This is a genomic window from Mycobacterium helveticum (assembly GCF_007714205.1).
Taxonomy (GTDB): Bacteria; Actinomycetota; Actinomycetes; order Mycobacteriales; family Mycobacteriaceae; genus Mycobacterium; species Mycobacterium helveticum.
Genome location: NZ_VMQU01000273.1, coordinates 1 through 1,647, shown reverse-complemented (window position 1 = coordinate 1,647; position 1,647 = coordinate 1). Strand labels below are relative to the sequence as shown.

At 72.1% G+C, this 1,647-nt stretch carries 1 protein-coding gene and 1 pseudogene; one reads left to right on the top strand and one right to left on the bottom strand.

Annotated elements, in window-relative coordinates:
• Positions 1–84: pseudogene (locus FPZ47_RS30830) on the bottom strand (hypothetical protein); the annotation flags it as partial.
• 178 nt (positions 85–262) lie between these two features.
• Between FPZ47_RS30830 and FPZ47_RS27410 the strand changes: the two are divergent.
• On the top strand, positions 263–1,647 hold a 1,385-nt coding region (locus FPZ47_RS27410), incomplete at its 3' end, for a PE family protein (protein WP_145039775.1).

The window sequence follows — 1,647 nt, the reverse complement described above, 5'->3', positions numbered from 1 at the left end:
ACCCTTGATGCCGGCCACCACGAGGGAGCGTTTGCCGTCCTTGCCCTGCAGGTCGATCGCCAGGCCCAGGTTGGTGTTGGCGGGTGGTGGTTGGTGTCTCTGGTGGGCCGGGGTGTTTCGGCGGGAAAATCTGATCGTTCGGACTTTGGCGAAATCTATTCCGAAAAGTCGTTAGGTTCGCGTAGTATCCGTGACCGGACCGGCTTGGCCGTCCTGAGCTTGTGCATTTGTGTCGTTACCCCAAACACGATGGGAACCGTGGATGTCCTCTTTCCTGATCGCGGCGCCTGAGGCTTTTGTTGCGGCGTCTGCGGATTTGACCAACATTGCGTCGTCGATCCGCGCTGCCAGCGTGGTGGCGTCGCCGTCGACGACGTCGGTGATGGTTGCCGCGGAGGATGAGGTGTCGGCTGCTGTGGCGGCGTTGTTCGGGGCGCATGGTCAGCAGTTTGAGACGCTGATCAAACAGGCGGGTCTGTTTCATGATCAGTTTGTGCAGTCGCTGGCCTCGGGTGGGGGGATGTATGCGGCCGAGGAGGCCGCCAACGCCGCGGCCACCGCGGCGGTCAATCCGGGGGCGTCGCTGGTGGGTGCGGTCAACACGTTGAACAACACCATCAACGGGGCCGGGCAGGTGTATATCACCAGCGCGTTCGGGCAAGCGGTGGATCAGGTGATCAATGCCCCGACGGTGTTTTTGTTCGGCCGGACTTTGATCGGGAACGGCGTCAATGGTTTCACTGGCCCCAACCAGTCGTTGCTGGGTGGTTCGGGGGTGTTCGGCAACCTCGGTGACGGCGGATTTTTGATCGGTAACGGCGGTACCGGGGCTGCCGGTGTGGCCGGGGTCAACCATGGCGCCGGCGGCGTGGGCGGCTCGGCGGGCCTGTTCGGCACCGGCGGCACCGGCGGCACCGGAGCCGCCGGGGGTGGAGCCGGCGGCGCCGGCGGCACCGGAGGACTACTCCTGGGCAACGGCGGCACGGGCGGTGCCGGCGGCGCCGCAGTGACCGCGGGAACCGCGGCGGGCGCCGGTGGCGCCGGCGGTGCGGCCTGGCTGTTCGGACACGGCGGCGCGGGCGGCGCCGGCGGCAACGCCTCGCTCGGCTTGGGCGGGGCCGGCGGCGCCGGCGGTCACGGTGGCCTGTTCGGCGCCGGCGGCGCCGGTGGCGCCGGCGGTAACGGGCTGGGCACCGGCGGCGCGGGCGGAAACGGCGGCAACGCCGGCATCCTGTCGGTGACCAACGGCAGCGCTGGCGGCTCCGGCGGCTCCGGTGACCTCTACGGCGGCGCCGGCGGCGCCGGCGGCAACGCCGGACTGCTGGGTACCGGCGGTATCGGCGGTTACGGCGGCACCGGCACCACGGCCAACGGAATCGGCGGGGCCGGCGGCGCCGGCGGGGCCGGCGGCTCCGTGTTCGGCGACGGCGGCAACGGCGGGCACGGCGGCTTTGCCTCCGGGACACTGGGCGGCGTCGGGGGCGCCGGCGGCAACGCCGGACTGTTCGGCGGCGGCGGCTCCGGCGGCATCGGCGGCACCGGATACCTGGGCAACGGCGCCCCCGGTGGCGCCGGCGGCCCAGCCCGCCGACACGCCGGAGTCGGCGGGGGCGGCGGCCCGGGCGGGCCGGGGGGGCGACGCCCCGG